Raw genomic sequence first — 15954 nt, forward strand, 5'->3', positions numbered from 1 at the left:
GGTCACCCGGGCGAGGGGCGCAGGTCTGCCCGCAGTTCGTGGGCCGGGCGCGCCGCTGCCCGCTCGGGCACACTGCTGCCGGACGGACCGAGCTCCGCACCGAGCTCTGCGCCGAGCCATGCACCGAGCCACGCACCGAGCCACGCAACGAGCCCGACACCGAGCAGAGGAGACGCCGTGCCGCACGCGCTCGTCCTGGTGGGCCGAGGCCGCTACGAGGACCCGTGGCACGACCATGCGGCCACGTCGCACGCACTCGTGGCCCTGCTCGAGGACGCCGGGTGGACGGCACGGCTGCGCAGCACGTTCCCCGACGCCCTCGACGACGACGTGCCCGACCTGCTCGTCGTCAACGCCGGCAGCGGCCCGGTCGACCCCGCGTTCGACGGTGCCGACGACGTGTGGCGCCCGTTCCACGACCGCCGGGCCGCCCTGACCGACGGCGGCGTCCCGGTCCTCGCGGTCCACCAGGCGGCGAACACGTTCGAGGACGACCCGCGCTGGGCGGCGACCCTCGGCGGCCGGTGGGTCGAGGGCACGTCGTGGCACCCGCCTCTCGGCGACGCCGCGTTCCGGGTCGTCGACCACGCCCACCCGGTGACGGCGGACCTCGCCGACGGGCTCGCCGCCGTCGACGAGCGGTACCTCGACCTGCAGGTGTCGGGGCCGGTGCACGTGCTCGCCGTCGCCGACCACGAGGGCACCCCCCACCCGGTCGTGTGGGCCACCGAGGGGCCGGCCCGGGTCGTCTACTCGGCGCTCGGCCACGACGTGAGGTCGTACGGCTCGCCGTCGCACCGGGCGCTGCTGCGGTCGGCGGCCGGGTGGCTGGTGGGCTGACCGCCGAGCGGTGCCTGGACGCAGCGGCGAGGATGGCGGCGTGACGGACGGACGGCGGATGCGCCTCATGACGTACAACGTCAAGGGCCTCTCGCTCGACCGTGCCGCCGTCGTCGAGGTCGTCCGGGCGCAGCGACCGGACGTGCTCGCTCTCCAGGAGCCGCCGCGCGGGCCTGCCGGCCGGTGGCGGCTGCGCCGGTTCGCGGCCGCCACCGGGCTGGTCGCCGTGGTCAACGGCCGGGGCGCGCGCACGACGGCGCTGCTGGTCGCGCCGGGACGGGCCGTCTCCCGGGCGCGCGCGTTGCGCCTGCCGTGGCGGTTCGGCACGACGCGCCGGGGGGTGAGCGTCGCCGTCGTCGACGACGTCCGGGTGGTCGTCGTGCACCTCAGCCTGCATCGGGTGGAGCGGGCCGAGCACCTCGAGCGGCTCGTCGCGTCGACCGTGCCCGCACCGCCCGGCGCGACCGTGCCCGCACCGCCCGGCGCGACCGTGCCCGCACCGCCCGTCGCGGACGCGGCCTCGCTGCCCGGCGCGCCCGCGCCCGTGGCCGGCGGCCCGCCGACCGTGGTGCTCGGGGACCTCAACGAGCTGCCCGGTGGCCCGGCGTGGCTGCGGCTCGGGCAGGTCCTCACCGACGTCGCCCCCGACGGCGACCCGACGTTCCCGGCCGGCGTGCCCCGCAAGCGGATCGACGCGGTGCTCGTCTCGGCCGGGATCGTCGTCGAGCGCGTGCTCGTCCCGGACGGCGACGCGGCCCGCCGCGGCAGCGACCACCGGCCGGTCGTCGTCGACCTCGTCCTCGCCGGGCACGACAACACCGAGGAACGTGCCTGACCGCTCGGCCGTGCGGTGCAGGGTTCGTCGCACCAGACGCGACGAACCCTTCGGCGGGCCCCGACGGGCCGGTCCGAGCCCGTCCGGAACAATGGCCGGGTGAACCCCACCCCTGCCGTGCCCGTCACCGACCTCGGCCGCCTCGACGACCTGCGCGCCGACCTCACCGACGCCGGCTACTCGGTGGTGGGCGTCGAGGACGTCCTCGGGGCCGTCGCCGCGGACGCGCTGCACCGTGAGGAGCCCGTGCCCGCCCGCCGGGCGACCGCCGGCCGCACGGACCCGGTGCCGGTGCTCGCGCGGCTGTTCCTGCTCGGCGAGCCCGTGCCGCGGCGGCTGCTCGCGGCCGCGCTGCCGCGTCTGGGCGTGGCGGGCGCCGAGCGGCTCGGACTCGTCGCGGCGGCGGGCGAGGGGGCCGACGACGAGGTGCGGGCCTGCGTCGACCTGCGCCCGTACGTCGCGGTCGACGGGCACGGCGAGGTCGACTGGTGGATCGCGTCGGACCTCGGCGAGCTCGCGACCGGCCGCGCGCTGCGGACCGACCACGTGCTCGGCGTCGGGGGTGCGTCCACGACGCTCGCGCAGGTCACCGTCCGCGACGAGCGTCGCCGAGCGCTCGACCTGGGCACCGGCTGCGGCATCCAGGCGCTGCACGCGTCGCGGCACACCGGTCACGTCGTCGGCACCGACATCTCCGCGCGGGCCCTCGCGTTCGCCCGGTTCAACGCGGCGCTCGCGGGGCTCGGCGAGCAGCGGCTGTCGCTGCGGTCCGGGTCGATGCTGGAGCCCGTCGCGGGCGAGCGGTTCGACCTCGTGGTGAGCAACCCGCCGTTCGTCATCACGCCGCGCACGGCGGGTGTGCCGGCGTACGAGTACCGCGACGGCGGGCGGGCCGGGGACGCGATCGTGCGCGACCTCGTCGAGGGCGTGGGGTCGGTGCTCGAGCCCGGCGGGGTCGCGCAGCTCCTCGGCAACTGGGAGGTCCGCCGGGGCGAGGACTGGTCCGAGCGGGTCGGGTCCTGGGTCGACGCGAGCGGGCTCGACGGCTGGGTCGTGCAGCGCGAGCTGCAGGACCCCGCGCAGTACGCGGAGACGTGGATCCGGGACGGCGGGACGACGCCCGAGCGGGACCGCGACGCGTGGGCGGCGCGCTACGGCGCGTGGCTGGACGACTTCGCGTCGCGCGACGTCGAGGCGATCGGGTTCGGCATCGTGACGCTGAGGCGCCCGGTGGACGGCGCGCCGACGCTGCGCCGCCTGGAGGAGGTCACGGGCAGCGTCCGCCAGCCGCTCGGCCCGGCGATCGCGGCGAGCCTCGCGGCCCACGACTGGGCGCAGCAGCGTGACGACGACACCCTGATGGCGGCCCGGCTGCAGGTCGCGGGCGACGTCACCGAGGAGCGGTACCTCACGCCCGGCGAGGTCGACCCGCAGGTCGTGCTGCTGCGGCAGGGCGGCGGGTTCGGCCGGGCCGTGCAGGCCGGCACGGCGCTCGCCGGTCTCGTGGGGGCGTGCGACGGCGACCTGACGGTCGGCCAGATCGTGGCGGCGCTCGGCTCGCTCCTCGACGTCGGCGCCGACGCGGTCGCCGCCGACGTCCTGCCGTCGCTGCGCGGGCTCGTGCGCGACGGCCTCGTCGTCCCCGTCTGACCGACGCGTCGCTCAGGTGCGCGCGGCGAGGGCCGCGGTGACCTGGGCCTCCTCCTCGTCCTGCTGCGCCTCCGTGAGGGCGATCGCGGCGGGGTCGCCCGCCTTCACGCCGGCGGCCCGGGCGTCGTCGGCGTCCCGCACGGCCTGGGTGAGCGGCGCGGTCCACAGCGGCGGCAGGACGGGGTTCGGTCCGTCGGGCCCGACGTAGCCGCCGCGCCAGCAGTCCGCGTCGAGGGCGAGCAGCCGTCGTGCGAACGGGTCCCAGCTCGGGTCGTGGAGCTCGAAGTCCTGGAAGTCGTCGGTGTAGGTGGTCATCCGGACGTCGCCGTCGACCTCCTGCAGCAGCCGGTACAGGGCCTCGCGGGCGTCGACGTCGTCGAGGTGGTCCCACGTGACGGTGACGGCGGAGCAGACCTCGAGGTCGGCCCGGTCGGCGTGCCGCAGGCCCAGGTCCGGCTTCCCGTCGAGCGACGACCGGTCGGCCACGAGGTCGGCGCGGGCGCGCAGCTCGTCGACGAGGGCCGCCTGCCGGTCCTGCTCCTGCGCGGCGGCGTCCTGCGTGCCGGCGGCGCGGAACGTCAGTGCGAAGCCGCGGTCCGCGCAGCCCGAGCCGGTCCGGAGCTCACCAGCCACGAGCGACACCCGGTAGTCGCCGCGCGTGGCGTCGACGCAGAGCTCGTCGTCCGTGCGGTAGGCCTCGGCGCGCACGTCGTCGACGACGCGGTGACCGGGGTCGTCGGGCCACTCGCCGGCCTTCTCGTACCGGGCGGTGAGGTCGTCGGCGAGGTCCTGGGCGACCTGGTCCACCACGGCGGCGTCGGTGCGGGTCCCGGCCCCGGACGCCCACGGCGCCGGCAGGTCGGTGCGCACCACGACCAGGGCGCTCGCGAGGGCGGTGACGATCGCGGCGAGCGTGCACAGGCTGACGCCGGCGACCGCGAGACCCCACCCGCCGTGGCCGGTGCGGCGGACGCGCCGCAGCGCGACGAGGCAGAGCACCAGCCCCACGGGCCAGAGCACGAAGGTGAGCACGAAGCCCCAGACGGCGACGGGGTCGGTGTCGCGGTACGTGCGGGGCTGTCCGGGTGTCGGCGGCGACACGGGCATTTCGGGCATGCGGGAGAGGGTAAGCGACGGGCGGGGCCGGTGAGGGCGGAACGTGGACATCGGTCCAGGCTCCCCGCCGCCGCCCCGCAGGCGACGACGGGCCCGGTCGCAGGGACCGGGCCCGTCGCGCGAGTGGGGCTCAGGTCGGGGTCAGCGGACCTCGACGTCGTCGATGACGTGCTGCCCGGCGTTGAGGTAGATGTTGATCCCCTTGACGTCGCCGAGCTGGGCCTGGCAGTCGGCGCTGAGCGTCGTCAGGTCGACCACCACGGCGTTCTCGTCGACCCGGGGGCCGTCGATCCAGCCGGTGAGGGCCGTCTCGCACCAGGTCCAGCTGCTGCCGACCTGCAGGGCCACCTTGGTGTCGACCCCGGTGGTCTGCGCGAGGTCGAACCGCAGCTCGGTGCGTCCGGTGAGGTCGAGCGACCCCGGCTGGACGCCGGCCCACGTGCCGTCGGGCGCCGGGCTGTCGACGGCCAGCGCGCCGCCCGTCCCCGTGGCCGTGCCCGCGAACGACGACCAGCCCTGGGCGCCGTCCGCGAAGTCGTAGAGCAGCTGCGGCTCGAGCGGGGTGGGCAGGTGGTCGTACCGGTGGAGGTACGCGGCCATGTCCTGCCGCGCGACCACCTTGAGCACGCCGTACTGGGTGGCCGACACCGGGGTGACGACGCCCTTCTCCGTCGCCCACGCGATCGCCTTCGCGTACGGGAACCAGGACGGGACGTCCTTGAACGTCGCCGCAGCGTCGGGCTCCGGCGACCCGGCGAGCTTCCACAGGAGCTGCGCGGCCGACGAGCGGTCGAGCGGGGCGTCCGGCAGGAACAGCGGGACGGGCTTGTTCGAGACGATCTTCTGGTCGACGGCCCACTCGACGGCCGCGTAGTCACGGTCCTTCTTGGGCACGTCCACGAAGGACGGCTTCTTCACCGCCGGCGTGAACGTCGCGTCCGAGTAGCGGTAGAGCAGCGAGACGGCCGCCCGCCGGGTCTCGGCCTTCGTCGGCCGGAAGGTGCCGTCCGGGTAGCCGGCGTCGAGGCCCTGGCCGTAGAGCCAGAGGATCTCCGTCTCGTACGGGTGGCCGCGCGGCACGTCCGAGAACACGGGCGGGCCGACCTTCGCGGTGATGTCGTCGACCACGATGCTGCCGCTGGGCGCACCGCCGTCGACCTGGTTGACGTACACGTTGAACTGCGCGACGGCCTTCAGGTCCTCCGCCGTGATGCGCCGGTCGGCGTGCGACGTGTCCCACGGGGCGGGCCGCCAGTCGCGGAACGGCACGGTGACGACGGACGCCGTGGTCCCGGCCAGCGACGGGTACGCCTCGTACGAGACGCCACCGGCGACGAGCTGCAGGACCAGCTTGTTGTTCGACCCGTCCGGCTTGACCCACAGCGACAGCTCGCTGAAGTCCGACCAGTCGGCACCGACCTGCTTGCCCAGGCCGGTGTACGTCTGGGTGCCGAAGTCGTAGTCCATCCGCAGCGCCTTGCTGCCGCCGCCGTGCACGCCCGTCTCGAGGGACAGCGTGTTGGCGCCGTAGGACACGTACTCGGCCCGCAGCGCGGTGTCGTCGCCGTAGCCCTCGAAGTCGTCGACGACCCCGGCGGGGAACGTCGGGCGCGGCCCGAGCACCGCGGACGCGTCGTCGGTCAGCACCTGCGTGCCGCCGTCGACCACGTGGACGGTGAGGCCCTGCGTCGAGTTGTCGAGCTGCCCCGCGGGGATCGCCCACTCGCCGGTCCACCACAGCCCGTCGCCCTTGCTGAGCTCGACGGTGGCGCCCTTGCTGCTCGTCACGTACACGCGCTCGGGCGACACGCCCTGCACGGTGACCCGGATCGTCGTCGGCCCGGTCGCGACCCGGGAGCCGTCGGCGGGGGAGACGAGGTGGACGAGCGGCTCCGCAGGCGTCGCGGTGGTGGCCCGGTCGAACGCCCCCTCGACCTCGGGGGCGAACAGCGTGAACGGGTCGGCGGCGTACGCCTGGAAGTCCTCGTACGTGCCGTCGCCGGGCACGGGCACGAAGTGCTGGCCGACGTCGAAGTTGGCCCACGTGAGCATGTACGCGTTGCGGGCGGCCTTCGGGTCGCCCTTGATCGCGCCGAGGACCTTGGTGAACCAGCTCTCCGGGTTGGTGCCGCTGGACCCGACGCCGCCGGAGACGCCGAACTCGGTGAACGCGGAGACCTTCCCGCGCTCGTCGGCGAGGTCCGCGATCATCCCGAGGTCCGCGACGAGGCCGTCGAGGAACGTCTGCGAGCCCGTGTCGTCGTACGCGTCGAGGCCGAGCACGTCGATGAAGTCGTCGCCGGGGTACGTCTTGAGGTACTGCTCGGCGTTCCCGCCGAAGCCGCTGCCCGGCGAGAAGGCGTACAGGAGGTTGTGCACGTCCTTGACGTCGCGCAGGTACTCGACGGTGTAGCGGAACAGCTCCTGGTACTCGCCGGGGGAGCCGAACGCGGCGCCCCACCAGAACCACGACCCGGCGTTCTCGTGCCACGGCCGGAAGACGATCGGGACGGGCGCGCCGTCCTCGCGGTGCACCGACCCGGCGAGGAGCGCGACGTTGTCGAGGTACGCGTTGAGGTCGGCGTTCTTCGCGCCGCCGGGCAGCACGGCCCGCAGCGTGTCGCCCGTCGTGTCGTAGAACGACCCGCCGGTGACGAAGTTCTCCATGTGCGCCGAGAGGGTGTTGATGCCGCCCGCCGCGTCCGCCTTCTCGATGGAGTCGGCGAGGATCGCGACGTTCTGCGCCGCGGTGTTGCCCTGCTGACCTGGGCGTTCGTCGCCCTGGATGATGAGGGTGTCCCAGCCGAACACCGCCGGCAGGTCCCCGGTGGCGCTCTTCACGTCCGAGCTCGCGCCGTCGTCCGTGTCGAAGGTCAGGCCGTACGACGTCGTGTGCTGGTGGCCGAACAGGATGCCGTCGCCGCGCACGTCGCGCAGGTACGAGAACAGCGACCGGGTCTCGGGGGTGGCCGCGGGGTCGACGAGGTCCACGGTGTCGTCGGCGGCCGTGACGGCCGGGGCCGCTGCGGGGGCGGGGCCGGCGGCGTGCGCCGGCAGGGCGACCAGGCCGGTCACCGCGAGCGCCGTGAGGGTCGCGGTGAGCGTGGCGGCGGCTGTCCGGCCCGTCGGGCGGCCCGGTGGCCGGGTCCTGACGGCAGGGGCGAACGTGCGGTTCCTCATCGAACCTCCTGGGTGACCCGGGGTCGGCGCAGCCGATCCAGGGGACGTCTGCGGACTTTCTCAACATAACAAACTAAGTCCCCAGATCTATCGAAACCAGACCCCGAAGCGATTCAGGGGCGCCCGCCCGATCTCACAGGTCGGCCACAGGTTCGTGCTACGGCCGCCCCAGGAGGCCTGCCTACTTTCGACCCCGGCAACCAACGGGCTCGTCGTGAGGACAGACATGCTGCGGCTGTGGAGGCGGACCGGTCCGCTCGTGAGGATCGCGGCGGGTGTCGCCGTGGTCGGGCTGGTGACCGCCGGGGTGTGGTGGTTCGGCATCCGGGACGCCTCCGCGTCCGACGCCGCGTCACCCACGACCCGGACGGTCGCCGCGAGCCTGACGACGATGCAGAAGTCCGTCAGCGGGAGCGGCACGATCACCCCCGCGGTGCAGGAGGACGTGTCGTTCGAGGTGAGCGGCACCGTCACGGCGGTCGACGTCACGGCGGGCCAGACGGTCACCGCCGGCCAGACGCTCGCGACCGTCGACACCCTGCAGCTCAACGCCGACCTGCTCTCCGCGCAGGCGTCGCTCGCGAGCGCGAAGGCCAAGCTGTCGGACGCGACCGACTCCTCGGACGGGTCGACGAGCGCGAAGGCGCAGATCGCCGCCGCGCAGGCGCAGGTCGACGTCGCCCAGTCGCAGGCCGACTCGGCGCAGACGGCGATGGCCGGTGCGACGCTCACCGCCCCCGTCGCCGGGCTGCTCACCGAGGTGAACCTGGAGGTGGGCGACGCGGTGACGGGCTCGTCCGGCGGCGACGGCGGCAACGGCTCCGACCCGTCGGCCGGCGGCTCGGACACGTCGTCCGCCCAGTTCGTCATCGTCGGCACCGACGCGTGGCAGGTCGAGGTCAGCGTCTCCGACGCCGACGTCGCGAACGTCGCCGTGGGCGACCAGGCGGAGGTCACGCCCGACGGCGCCACCGACCCGGTGTTCGGCACGATCGCGTCGATCGGCCTGCTGTCCACGAGCAGCCAGGGCGTCGCCGCCTACCCGGTGACCGTCGACATCACCCCCGGCCAGGAGGGCCTGCACGACGGCGTGTCCGCCGACGTCGACCTCGTCTACGAGCGCCGCACGGACGTGCTCACGATCCCGAGCCTCGCGGTGACCACGACGGACGGGACGTCGACCGTCACGAAGGTCGCGGCCGACGGCACGCAGAGCACCGTCGAGGTGACCACCGGCGAGACGTCCGGGAACCTCACGGAGATCACCGCCGGCCTGTCCGAGGGCGACGAGGTGGTGCTCGCGGTGTTCACGCCGGGCGGCAACCGCGGCCAGCAGGGCGAGAACGGCGGACCCCAGCTCCAGGGCAACTTCCCCGAGGGGTTCCAGGGCGGACCGCCCGAGGGCTTCACGGGCGGGAACTTCCAGGGCGGTCCGAACAATGGCTGACGCCCGGGACAGCACCCCCGTCATCGACCTCGCGGGCGTCCGCAAGACGTACCGCACGGGCAGCATCGAGTTCGAGGCGCTCCGTGGCGTGGACCTGCGCATCGACGAGGGCGAGTACGTCGCGGTCATGGGCCCGTCGGGCTCCGGCAAGTCGACCCTGATGAACATCCTCGGCTGCCTTGACACCCTCACCGCCGGGTCGTACCGGCTCGCGGGGGAGGACGTCGGCGAGCTCGACGAGATCGACCTCGCGGACATCCGCAACCGGCGCATCGGGTTCGTGTTCCAGCAGTTCAACCTCCTGCCGTCCCTGTCGGCGCTGCGCAACGTCGAGCTGCCCCTGATGTACGGGCGGGTCCACGGCGCCGAGCGGCGCGAGCGGGCCGTGGCAGCCCTGGAGCGCGTCGGGCTGGGCGACCGGCTCGACAACCGGCCGGGCGAGCTGTCCGGCGGCCAGCAGCAGCGCGTCGCCGTCGCCCGGGCGCTCGTCGGCGAGCCGGCGCTGCTGCTCGCGGACGAGCCGACCGGCAACCTGGACACGGTCTCGTCGCACGACGTGCTCCGGCTGTTCGACGAGCTGCACGCGCAGGGCCGCACGATCGTGCTCATCACGCACGAGGCCGAGGTGGCCGAGCGGGCGCAGCGCGTGGTCCGGGTCCGCGACGGGCTCGTCGTCGAGGACACCGGCGTCCCCCGCACGGCGGTGGTCGCATGACCTGGACGGAGACGCTGCGGACCGGCTGGTCCGCGGTGCGCAGCCACGGCCTGCGCTCCACGCTCACGGTGCTCGGCATCCTCATCGGCATCGCCGCGGTCATCCTCACCGTCGGCCTCGGCCTCGGCACCCAGAAGGACGTGTCGGCGCAGATCAGCTCGCTCGGCAGCAACCTGCTCATCGTCAAGCCCGGCAGCAGCACCGACTCGAGCGGGATCCGCGGCGGGTTCGGCACGCGCACCACGCTGACGCGGGCCGACGCCGAGGCGCTGGCCTCGAAGGTCAACGTCCCGGACGTCGCCGCGGTGGCGCCCGAGAAGACGACGTCGGTGTCGCTGGAGGCCGGCGACACCAACTGGACCACCCAGGTGGTCGGCACCACGACGGACTGGCTCGCCGTGCGGGCCCGCACGATCGCGAGCGGCACGTTCTTCACGCAGGAGCAGGACGACGAGCGCGCCAACGTCGTCGTCCTCGGCCCCGAGACGGCCAAGGAGCTGTTCGGCACCACGCGTGTCGTCGGGCAGACCGTCACCATCGCGGGCCACGACTTCCAGGTGATCGGCGTGCTCGAGCCGCAGGGCGCCAGCGGCGACAGCGACCTCGACGACACGGCCGTCGTGCCGCTCAGCACCGCGGCGGACACGCTCGTCGGCGGCCAGTCCCGCGAGGCCGTCTCGACCGTCTACCTCCAGGCCGCGTCGGGCGACCAGCTCAGCGCCGCCTACCAGGAGGCCACGCAGACCCTGCTCAACCTGCACGGCATCACCGACGCGTCCAGCGCCGACTTCACGGTGAACAGCCAGGACGCCCTGGTGTCGACCGCGACCGCCGTCTACAAGACGCTCACCGTGCTGCTCACCGGCATCGCGGCCCTGTCCCTGCTCGTCGGCGGCATCGGGGTCATGAACATCATGCTCGTGTCCGTCACCGAGCGGACCCGCGAGATCGGCCTGCGCAAGGCGCTCGGCGCCCCGCCGTGGGCGATCCGGCGGCAGTTCCTCGTCGAGGCCGGCGTGCTCGGTCTCGGCGGCGGGATCCTCGGCGCCGCGCTCGGCATCGTCGCGGCGCAGGTGCTGCCCGGCCTGCTCGACACCTCCGTCGTCGTCTCGGGCGCCGCCGTCGCCGGGTCCGTCGTCGTCGCCATCGCGATCGGCCTCGTGTTCGGCGTCTACCCCGCGACCCGGGCCGCCCGGCTCGCCCCCATCGACGCGCTGCGGGCGGAGTGACCATGCCCGCGCGCGACCCTCTCAAGGAGAACCTCATGACCCGCTCACCCCGCACGCGCCGCACGGCCGCCGCGCTGGCCCTTCCCGCGCTCGCGACGGTCGGCGTGCTCCTGCTCGCCGCCTGCTCGTCCGCGGGTGGGGACGGCACCGGCACCCGGCAGGACGGCGGAGGGTCGACCGCGCAGGCGCCGCAGACGACCGGGCGGCAGGGCGGCGGCGGCACGTCGGGCGAGATCGTCGCGATCGACGGCACCGTGATGCAGCTGCGCGGCTCGGACTCCCAGACGTCCGTGACCTGGACCGACACCACCACGGTCACGCGCACCGTCGCGGCGGCGCTCGCGGACGTCACCGTCGGGTCGTGCGTCGCGACGACGTCGGCCTCCACCGGCGACGACGCGCAGTCCTCGGACGACGCGGGGCCCGCGAGCACCGTGCGGATCACGGCTGCGTCGGACGACGGCACCTGCGGGTTCGGCGGCGGCGCGTTCGGCGGACCGGGCGGAGGTCCCGGCGGCGGTGGTGGACCGCAGGGCGGCGAGCAGGGCGGCGGCCCGCAGGGCACGCGGCCGACGGGCCGCCCCGACGGCGCACCCACCGACCTCCCGTCGGGCGCCCCCGGGTTCACGGGCGGCTTCGGCGGCTTCTCGTCCGGCACGGTCACCGCGGTGGACGGCAGCACGATCACGATTGAGCAGACCCGCCCGCAGCTCTCTCCGGACGGCGGCGCGAGCGACGACCCCACCACCAGCACGGTCACGGTGACGGTGGACGCGTCGACGACGTACACGAAGGAGGCGGCGTCCGACGCGTCCGCGATCGCCGTCGGCCTGTGCGCGGTCGCCCGCGGCGAGGCGGACGACAGCGGCAAGGTCACCGCCACGACCCTCACGCTGTCCGACAAGAGCGCCGACGGCTGCAGCACCGGCTTCATGATGCGCGGCACCCGGCCGGGCGGCGGGACCGGCGACGACCAGGACGGCGGCTCGAATGCCTGACGCACGCGCCCACCTCGACCCGCGGCCGTCCGTCTCGGCCCGCCGCACGGCACGCCGCCGGCGCGTCGTGATCCTCACCGCGGCGGGCGCCGCGGTGCTCGTGGCGGCCGGCGGCGGGGTCGCCCTCGCGGTCGGCGGCTCCGGGCAGGACCGCTACCGCACCGCGGAGGTCACCCGGGACACGGTCACGCAGACGATCCACGCGACCGGCACGGTCTCGTCGGCGACCCGCCGCGACCTCGCGTTCTCCGTCGCGGGCACGGTCGCCACGGTGCCCGTGGCCGTCGGGCAGACCGTCACCGCGGGCCAGACCCTGGCGACCCTCGACACCACGTCGCTGCAGGACGGCGTCGACGCCGCGTCGTCGGCGCTCGCCGACGCGCAGCAGCAGCTCGAGGACGACCTGGCGTCGCAGACGGCGAGCTCGTCGACGTCCTCGTCGTCGACGTCGTCGTCCGCCACGACGGCCCCGTCGTCGGGCTCGACCCCGTCGTCCGACGCGTCGACGGGCAGCTCGACCGACGCGGGCTCGACGGGCTCGCGCCCGTCCGGCGGGTCCGGCACGACCGACCCGGCGGTCGCGGCCGCGACGGCCGCCGTGCAGCGGGCCCAGCGGGAGCTGCTCACGCAGTACGAGGCCGCGGCCTCGGCGCTCGCGACGAGCAGCGCGAGCGTGACGTCCGCACAGGCCACGTGCGCCGCGTTCCTCGCGGTCATGGGTGAGGACGTCGAGCCGACGCCGGACCCCTCGGCCAGCCCGTCGCCGTCGCCGAGCCCCTCCACGACCGACGACCCGACCGCCGACCCCACTGCGGACGCCGGCGACGACACCACGGACCCGACCTCGGCCGTGGCCCGGGCGCTCGCCGACTGCCAGGCGGCGGTGAGCGGCACGCTGTCCGCGCAGCAGACGACGGACGCGCAGCAGCAGGCGCTGCTGGCCCTCGCGACGTCGCTCGACGACGCCGTCCAGGCGCTGCAGAGGGCCCAGGCCGCGGCGAGCGCGTCGACCGGCTCGACGGGCGCGGCGGACTCGCCCTCCACGGACGGCTCGTCCTCGTCGACGTCCACCCCGTCGCCGACCACGCCGGCACCGAGCCCGTCCGCGTCGAGCACGTCGAGCTCGTCCAGCTCCTCGGGCTCGTCGCCGGACCGCTCGGGCAGCTCGACGACTGCCGCGTCGGCCGCGACGATCCTCGCCGACCAGGCCGCGATCGACCTGGCCGAGGCGGACCTGGCGGTGGCGCAGCACCAGCTCGCGTTCGTCACGCTGACGTCGCCGATCGCGGGCACGGTCGCGGCGGTGTCGATCACGCCCGGTGCGTCGGTCGACGCCTCCTCGACGACCGCGGTCGTCACGGTGCTCGGCACCGACGGCCACACGGTCGCCACGACGGTGCCGCTGACCAGCATCGACATCGTCGAGGTCGGCCAGGCGGCGACGGTCACCACCCCCACCACCGACGCGACGCTCACGGCGAAGGTCACGAGCATCGGCGTGCTGGACCAGTCGGAGACGTCGGAGCCGTCGTACGCGGTGGAGCTCGCGCTCGACCCGACGTCCGGGACGCTCTACGACGGCGCGTCCGCGCAGGTCACGATCACGGTCGCCGGCGGCGAGGAGGTGCTCACGGTGCCCACGTCGGCGGTGCACGTCGACGGCGCGACGGCGACGGTGCAGGTGCTGCGGGACGGCACCCCGACGGACGTCACGGTCGAGCGCGGGGCGGTCGGCTCGGAGCGGACCGAGATCGTCTCCGGCCTGACGCTGGGCGACGAGGTCGTCCTCGCGGACACGACGCAGGCCGTCGACCCGGGCTCGTCGAGCACGAACGGCGGTCTGTCGGGGCTGGGCGGCGACGGCGCCGAGGTCCAGGGCGGCTTCGCACCGCCGGCCGGCTTCGACCCGAACCAGCTCCGCGGCCCGGTCACTCAGGGAGGTGGCACCGGCGGTCGGTAGGCTCACGGCGTCGCCGCCGGACGGCGGCGCGACGGGAGGACCACGATGACCGACCAGACACCCGGCACCCCGCAGGTCGCGGTGCTCGGTGGCGGCGTGATGGGCGAGACGCTGCTCGCGGCGCTGCTCACCGCGGGCTGGGCACCTGAGCAGCTCGAGGTTACGGAGCACTCGCCGGCCCGCGCCGCCGAGCTCGCCGGGCGCTACGCGGTCCGCACGGGCGCGTCGAACCGCGAGGCCGCGGCCCGAGCGGACGTGGTGCTCGTGGCGGTCAAGCCGAACGTGGTCAGCACGGTGCTCGACGAGATCGCGCCGGTCCTCAAGGGCGGCGAGGTCGTGGTGACCGTCGCGGCCGGCCTGCCGATCTCGGCCTACGAGGGCCGTCTCCCGGCGGCCACGCCGGTGGTCCGCGTCATGCCGAACACGCCGGCGGTCGTCGGGAAGGGGGCGAGCGCGATCGCGGGCGGCACGCACGCGACGGACGGGCACCTCGTCCTCGTCGAGAAGATGCTCGCGTCGACCGGCCTGGTCGTACGGGTCGCCGAGAAGGACCTCGACGCGGTCACCGCGATCTCGGGGTCCGGCCCGGCGTACGCGTTCTACCTGATCGACGCGATGGCGGAGGCGGGTGTCCTGCTGGGCCTGACCCGTGACCTCGCGACGAAGCTCGCGGTGGCGACGGTCGAGGGCTCCGCGGCGCTGGCCGCGCAGTCGGGCGACCACCCGGTGGTGCTCCGTGAGCGGGTGTCCTCGCCCGGCGGCACGACGGTCGCGGCGGTCCGGGAGCTCGACGCGCACGGCGTCCGGGCGGGTGTCGTGGCGGCGGCCGAGGCGGCGCGGGACCGCTCGCGCGAGCTCGGCGCGCAGTACGCCGGCTGACGACGACGAGCACCCGATGACCACCGCCGCCCGCCCGCCCGCGATGAGCGACGTCGCCCAGCTGGCCGGCGTCTCGCACCAGACCGTCTCCCGCGTGCTGAACGACCACCCGAGCGTCCGCCCGGAGACGCGCGACCGGGTCAACGACGCGATCGCCCGGCTCGGGTACCGCCGCAACAGCGCCGCCCGTGCGCTGGTGACCCGCCGGTCGGGGACGCTCGGCGTCGTCACGCCCGCCACGGCGCTGTACGGCCCGACGAGCACGCTCGTGGGGCTGGAGGAGGCCGCCCGCGTGGTCGGCTGGTACGTGTCGGTGGCGACGATCCGGCAGTTCGACGGCGAGACGATGCACGCCGCGGTCGAGCACTTCCTCGGCCAGGGGGTCGACGGGATCGCGATCATCGCGCCGACCACGGAGGTCGCGCAGGCCATCGCGGCGATCGCGTCGCCGGTGCCGGTGGTGCTCATCTCGTCGGCCTCGGACGTGCCGCCGGTCCCGCACCTGCACGCCGTGGGGGTGGACCAGCGGCACGGCGCCCGGCTGGCCACGCAGCACCTGCTCGACCAGGGGCACGCCGCGGTGGTCCACGTGGCCGGCCCGCAGGACTGGTTCGACGCGCAGGACCGGCTCGAGGGCTGGCGCGAGGTGTGCGGCCCGGGTGCGCCGGAGCACATCGAGGCCGGGTGGGACGCCGCGGACGGGTACGAGCTCGGCCTGCGGATGGTCCGGGAGGGGCTGCCGTCGGCGATCTTCGCCGCGAACGACCAGCTCGCGCTCGGCCTGCTGCACGCGTTCTGGGAGCGCGGGGTGCGGGTGCCGGACGACGTGGCGGTGGTCGGGTTCGACGACGAGGTCGGGGCGGCGCACTACACGCCGCCGCTGACGACGGTCCGGCAGGACTTCGGTGCGCTCGGGCGGCTGGCCGTCCGGTCGCTGGAGGCCGCGTTCGCGGGCACCGACGTGGCCCGGCAGCAGATTCCTGCGGAGCTCGTGGTGCGCCGGAGCTCGGTCCGCACCGCGGTCTGAGGCGTCCGGGCGACACCCGTTCCGGAGGTTTACGGATCCACCGATGTGAGCGCTAACATTGGCCCCGGCCGCCGGTGT

12 protein-coding genes are annotated in these 15954 nt (G+C 74.9%); 10 read left to right on the top strand and 2 right to left on the bottom strand.

Annotated elements, in window-relative coordinates; genetic code table 11:
- Window positions 1–177: 177 nt before the first annotated feature.
- From Cch01nite_RS14505 to Cch01nite_RS14515, 3 genes are all read left to right on the top strand, one after another.
- Window positions 178–840, top strand: coding sequence for a ThuA domain-containing protein (locus Cch01nite_RS14505; protein WP_203756342.1), 663 nt, complete (start codon window positions 178–180; stop codon window positions 838–840).
- A gap of 40 nt (window positions 841–880) precedes the next feature.
- A complete protein-coding gene (locus Cch01nite_RS14510) occupies window positions 881–1675 on the top strand; it encodes an endonuclease/exonuclease/phosphatase family protein (RefSeq protein ID WP_203756351.1) in 795 nt (264 codons plus the stop codon).
- A gap of 99 nt (window positions 1676–1774) precedes the next feature.
- Window positions 1775–3325, top strand: coding sequence for a DUF7059 domain-containing protein (locus Cch01nite_RS14515; RefSeq protein ID WP_203756354.1), 1551 nt, complete (start codon window positions 1775–1777; stop codon window positions 3323–3325).
- A gap of 12 nt (window positions 3326–3337) precedes the next feature.
- Here Cch01nite_RS14515 and Cch01nite_RS14520 read toward each other — a convergent pair whose 3' ends face one another.
- Window positions 3338–4441, bottom strand: a complete 1104-nt coding sequence (locus tag Cch01nite_RS14520) for a DUF4190 domain-containing protein (protein ID WP_203756357.1) — start codon at window positions 4439–4441, stop codon at window positions 3338–3340.
- A gap of 141 nt (window positions 4442–4582) precedes the next feature.
- Complete coding sequence (locus Cch01nite_RS14525; protein WP_203756374.1) at window positions 4583–7621, bottom strand: glycosyl hydrolase; 3039 nt, start codon at window positions 7619–7621, stop codon at window positions 4583–4585.
- Between the two features lie 214 nt (window positions 7622–7835).
- Between Cch01nite_RS14525 and Cch01nite_RS14530 the strand changes: the two genes are divergently transcribed.
- From Cch01nite_RS14530 to Cch01nite_RS14560, 7 genes are read left to right on the top strand one after another with little or no spacing between them, the layout of a single operon-like run.
- Window positions 7836–9068, top strand: coding sequence for an efflux RND transporter periplasmic adaptor subunit (locus Cch01nite_RS14530; protein ID WP_239070600.1), 1233 nt, complete (start codon window positions 7836–7838; stop codon window positions 9066–9068).
- Entirely contained in the window at window positions 9061–9783 is a 723-nt protein-coding gene (locus Cch01nite_RS14535; protein WP_203756376.1) for an ABC transporter ATP-binding protein, read from the top strand. The genes Cch01nite_RS14530 and Cch01nite_RS14535 overlap by 8 nt, the downstream gene beginning before the upstream one ends.
- On the top strand, window positions 9780–11012 hold the full coding sequence (locus Cch01nite_RS14540) for an ABC transporter permease (protein ID WP_203756394.1): 1233 nt from the start codon (window positions 9780–9782) through the stop codon (window positions 11010–11012). Before Cch01nite_RS14535 ends, Cch01nite_RS14540 begins: the two co-directional genes overlap by 4 nt.
- 35 nt (window positions 11013–11047) lie before the next feature.
- A complete protein-coding gene (locus Cch01nite_RS14545; protein WP_203756397.1) occupies window positions 11048–12010 on the top strand; it encodes a DUF5666 domain-containing protein in 963 nt (320 codons plus the stop codon).
- The gene (locus tag Cch01nite_RS14550) at window positions 12003–13970 is read left to right on the top strand and encodes an efflux RND transporter periplasmic adaptor subunit (RefSeq protein WP_203756400.1); all 1968 of its coding nucleotides are present in this window, start codon (window positions 12003–12005) and stop codon (window positions 13968–13970) included. Before Cch01nite_RS14545 ends, Cch01nite_RS14550 begins: the two co-directional genes overlap by 8 nt.
- 45 nt (window positions 13971–14015) lie before the next feature.
- Entirely contained in the window at window positions 14016–14849 is an 834-nt protein-coding gene (gene proC, locus Cch01nite_RS14555) for a pyrroline-5-carboxylate reductase (RefSeq protein WP_203756402.1), read from the top strand.
- A gap of 16 nt (window positions 14850–14865) precedes the next feature.
- Window positions 14866–15876, top strand: a complete 1011-nt coding sequence (locus Cch01nite_RS14560) for a LacI family DNA-binding transcriptional regulator (RefSeq protein WP_239070605.1) — start codon at window positions 14866–14868, stop codon at window positions 15874–15876.
- Window positions 15877–15954: the final 78 nt, after the last annotated feature.

Origin of the sequence: Cellulomonas chitinilytica, assembly GCF_016862675.1 — a bacterium.
Lineage (GTDB): Bacteria > Actinomycetota > Actinomycetes > Actinomycetales > Cellulomonadaceae > Cellulomonas > Cellulomonas chitinilytica.

Excerpts from the sequence above, each read along its gene's own strand:
- Cch01nite_RS14550 (WP_203756400.1), top strand. The coding sequence starts at position 12,003 with ATGCCTGACGCACGCGCCCACCTCGACCCGCGGCCGTCCGTCTCGGCC.
- Cch01nite_RS14540 (WP_203756394.1), top strand. The coding sequence starts at position 9,780 with ATGACCTGGACGGAGACGCTGCGGACCGGCTGGTCCGCGGTGCGCAGC.
- Cch01nite_RS14535 (WP_203756376.1), top strand. The coding sequence starts at position 9,061 with ATGGCTGACGCCCGGGACAGCACCCCCGTCATCGACCTCGCGGGCGTC.
- proC (WP_203756402.1), top strand. The coding sequence starts at position 14,016 with ATGACCGACCAGACACCCGGCACCCCGCAGGTCGCGGTGCTCGGTGGC.
- Cch01nite_RS14525 (WP_203756374.1), bottom strand. The coding sequence starts at position 7,621 with ATGAGGAACCGCACGTTCGCCCCTGCCGTCAGGACCCGGCCACCGGGC.
- Cch01nite_RS14520 (WP_203756357.1), bottom strand. The coding sequence starts at position 4,441 with ATGCCCGAAATGCCCGTGTCGCCGCCGACACCCGGACAGCCCCGCACG.
- Cch01nite_RS14560 (WP_239070605.1), top strand. The coding sequence starts at position 14,866 with ATGACCACCGCCGCCCGCCCGCCCGCGATGAGCGACGTCGCCCAGCTG.
- Cch01nite_RS14545 (WP_203756397.1), top strand. The coding sequence starts at position 11,048 with ATGACCCGCTCACCCCGCACGCGCCGCACGGCCGCCGCGCTGGCCCTT.